The organism is Enterococcus sp. UD-01 (assembly GCF_044909655.1).
Taxonomy (GTDB): Bacteria; Bacillota; Bacilli; order Lactobacillales; family Enterococcaceae; genus Enterococcus_L.
The window spans coordinates 1-4,140 of the sequence record NZ_JBIYEU010000031.1 but is presented as its reverse complement, the minus strand read 5'-3'; the positions used below and the strand labels follow the sequence as shown (position 1 = coordinate 4,140).

The following is a 4,140-nucleotide window of genomic DNA, read 5'->3' as shown; positions in this document are numbered from 1 at the left end:
AGTATGCCAGGTAATAGCTTGTAGGTCGATCACTTTATACACTTTATTTTCATTCTGTTTGGTGAGGGCTATGGCCCTCATGGGTGTTTGTCCCGCCCACTATTGATAGATTAATTTAAGTATAAAATCTGCAGCTGCTTAAGGTTCCTGAACGATTTCCCAAGTCACTTCTCCAGTGTAGACATCTGCTAAAGTCCCTTTCGCCGGTACTTCCAGCTTAAAGCCTTGACTTTTATTGCCTGCTGTATTCAAGATAAAGGTAAAATCTTTTTTCGTAGGGTCAGTGACCGTCTGTTGATTATTTACAATCTCACCGCCCATACCGTTAAGAACCACTTGTTTTGTGCCGTCTTGATAAATCAAGCGCGCATCTTTTAAGACTTTATTGCTTGTAGTCGTAAATTCTTTCGACAAGTTAGCGTTAAGGCGGAGATTCCCTCGCGTTTTCGCGGTCTGCGTTGCAGACGTACTTGTTATTTGTCGATTATCTCTAATTGCTACTTCAAAGTCGGTTGTACTATCGTAACTAAGAATCTGCTCAAACGGCGAAACAAATCCTCTTTCAAAATTGAGCAACGTCGGTACAGTTAGAGAGAGGAGTCCTTCATATTTATAGTAAACCTCTTCACTGTCATAGGGAATCACCGCTGCCTCTTCTGTACCGGTGAGTTGGCCTTTTTCGAAGCTAATAAAGCGATAATCTGTGCTTGCTGCAGCTAAATCTGCTAATTGTTTTTTCACTTCCGTCTGTTCTTTCAGATTAACCACTGTGCCATTACCGCCAGTAACAGTAATAGGTGCAGCTGTTTCAATAGCGGTACCATCCTGATAAGCAAAATGCACGATAATCTTGCCCTTTTTGACATAAAGAATGGTCAGCTTATTGTCATCTGTGTTGGTCAGAGTAAATTCTTTCCCAGCCCCACTATAGTCTTTATTAGATAGATAGCCGTCTGGCGCTTCAATCTCTTTCAAAGTGTAGTCAGTAACAACATAATCTTTTAGAATAATTTGACCCTTGTCATTTGCTGTTACCGTCTCCTTTAGGTTTCCGCTTTTGTCATAGACTTCATACACAGCACCAGCTACCGGCTGATTGGTTACAGAATCCAGCATGGTAATGACCATATCTTTTTGGATAAGTGTACCTCCGCCATTTGCGCCGGAATTATCAATGTCGAAAGATGTCTCTGGCCAATAATTGGTAATATAGCCGCTTGTAGAGGTTCGATTATCGTAATCTATATAAGGATGAGAGGCGTTACCACCGCTATTGCGCCTTTTAGTGCCACTTGTACCAAACGACCAGTTCATTTTAACAATTAAACCGTTAGTCAGTTGATCATCATTAATCGTCAGTGTCCACGTACTGTAATTATTACTGATTGTCACTGTATTTGCCGGCAATGGCTTTCCGTCGCCATCAGTCACTTCTCTTAAACTTGGTATTTCCTTCATTCCATCACTTGGATAAAAATTACCTAAGTTAACGCTAGTTCCTTTGATCAAAGCTGAACCACCGTTTTTCTTGATTGTAAAAGTTCCCTCTGCAATATTAACATAGCTCGGACTTGTCTTCACAACAAAAGTATTGGCCAGTTTAAGACGGTAATTTAGACTACTTCTTTTCTCTAATAGCTCTGAGCCTTCGTTTTTTTGGGTGATCTTTGCATAGTCGCTAGTCGTATTATAATAATTATTTTTGGCTAAAATAAAGCTAATAACGATTGGCTGCGATAACTTTTTGTTCTTTACGCGGATTTGATTTTCTTCAATAATTATTTCCGGATATTCTTCGTTTTTTGTAGCTATTTCGGTTCCCAGAAGCAACTTTTCATAATCATTTATTGCTAACTGCCCCACTTTATTTACGGTAAACGCTTCTTCTAAAACATGAACATCTAAGCTCTTGTAATTAACTACGACTTCATTATTTACCAGATTTCCGCCACCAGGATTTATCAATAATTTCACTCGATTCACAGGCTGCTCATCGATTTTTTCTGTTTCATAAGTACTATTCGACAGGTTTTTTCCAATTAAATAGGGATCATTTTTGTACAGATAGCTTGGTACATACGCATAACCAATAGCAGGAAATTCTTTTTCATCAGCAGATGCAAAGCACAGTGTAGAAGTAAGGGTATTCATCGTTCGAGCATAAGTAGTATCAATCGTTGCAATATCGACTTCTGTATCATAGGTAATAGTAAGTTTCTCTTTCACTTCTGTTAAAAACTTAATTTCGAAGGCATTTGATTTATCAATGACTTCATAATCAATTCCTTCCTCCAAATCTTTCCTTGCACCATTTTTCCCGAATTTTACAGAGCTGATTCGTAAATTGTTTAAAGAACCAGCTTTTATGCCATAACCAAAAGTATCTGTCAGCTTCGTTACTTTCTGGTAGAGTGAATTGACTGTCGCTGTCCAGGTATTGAAACTTTTTGCTTCATTAAAACCACCATTTTTTACTTCGTGTTTATTTCCGACGAAATTCGTTGCGCCACTTGTATCATAGCCGTTACCTGAAAGAGTGAAGCGAGATTTATAAGCTGGCGTGATTGTTTCATCCATACCAGTATAAATAGTCAAGCCAGCGGTTTTTGTGGTATCCTCGCCCACATAAGTCAAAGTTATTTTGCCAAAGGTATCATTTGTGATTTTCCAATTCGTAATCGCTCTCTCTGTTCCTTTTACAATTGAACCATATTGATCAAAAGTAACATCATATTCACACGCTAAATTAGTGTCGATCAACACTAAAGCTGGATCGCCTTCGTTTGTTAAAGTAAATGTGTCGCCCTTCTTTAGTTGCTGATTGGTACCATTAATGTAAATTGGCGTATTAACAATCCGCTCATTTTCTTTGACATTATTATCCGACTGAATCGAGCCTAAACCCAAATAGCCTAGCGTATTAACATAAAAATAGATAGAGTAGTAGCTAATCGATAAAAAATTAGTATTGGAATCACCAGGATAAATGTAAAAGCGCATATAGAGTGTCAGGCTAGCGCTTTTCCCATTGGAAATTGGATTAAAGTCATCATAATCAAATGTCATCTCGCCGCCGGACACTTCTAAAGCTTCATGGAATCGTTCATTAAACTTAAGCTGTACGGCACCTTCTGCTTTTGGAATAATCGTGAAATCTTCCCCGGCTTTTAATTCTTTTTTTTCACCGAGCTGCTCGCCATTAATATTCGTTTCATAGGTGTAAAATTTATAGGAGCTAAGATCATTGTCTATATTTACATATCCGTCTGTCCAATCACTGGGAATGGCTCGTGTAGACCACGTTATTTCAAGATTATTTGTCGCTAAATCAACATGCTTATAATTGATATTCATTTCAGCAAATTTCCCACCACTTACAGGCATCAACCGTGCTTCATTTCCATCTACATCAAATGTTTTTCCATAAACATTTTTATAAGAATCACTTGTATATAAGTGAAACACATAATTAGAGACCGTTTGGGTTTCAAAAAGCATTTGCTGCTTCGAATTTAAGGAAGCATCAAACTTAATTCTTGTAATTAACTCAAGCTTGTATTCTGCAGACTGAACGTCTTGAATCATTGTTAATGTTAGTTTTCTAGTAGCTGGATCAATTCTATACGAAGCTGTACCACTCAACTCTCCTTCAACCACTTCTTTATAAGTAAGTCCCTCCGGTAGTGTTGTTACGAACGTGTCACCAGCTTTATAATCTTTATTCGTAAATTTAAACGTCATGCTTACCTTTACTTCTGAATCATTTTTGAGATAATCCTCTTGTGTTAATACTCTATTTGATTCCTCTAGCACAACTATTTTGACGTCTTGAAAAATATTATCTGAAATTGTTGCAGCTGCTTCTTGTGCTCGCAGTTTATTTGTATCAGTGAAAGAGATAAAAAAGAAACCTAACAGTAAAGTAACCCCTATAAACATCAAAGAGAGAATATACTTTTTATTTTTCATTTTGAATTATTCACTCCTTTCGTTTCATCCGTTTTACAACAACACCTTTTATTTTCCTTTTTTTAACCTAAATTCTATTCGCTCATCAGAGAAATAACTGCTGTTTAAATACAACCGTTCCCTTTTTTTATCCCAATGCAGTTCCTCCAATGACACATGTACGATCTTGTC

1 protein-coding gene is annotated in these 4,140 nt (G+C 37.3%); it reads right to left on the bottom strand.

Going from position 1 to position 4,140, the window contains the following annotated elements:
• Positions 1–138: 138 nt before the first annotated feature.
• Positions 139–3,969, bottom strand: coding sequence for a prealbumin-like fold domain-containing protein (locus tag ABH902_RS15710; RefSeq protein WP_404592331.1), 3,831 nt, complete (start codon positions 3,967–3,969; stop codon positions 139–141).
• Positions 3,970–4,140: the final 171 nt, after the last annotated feature.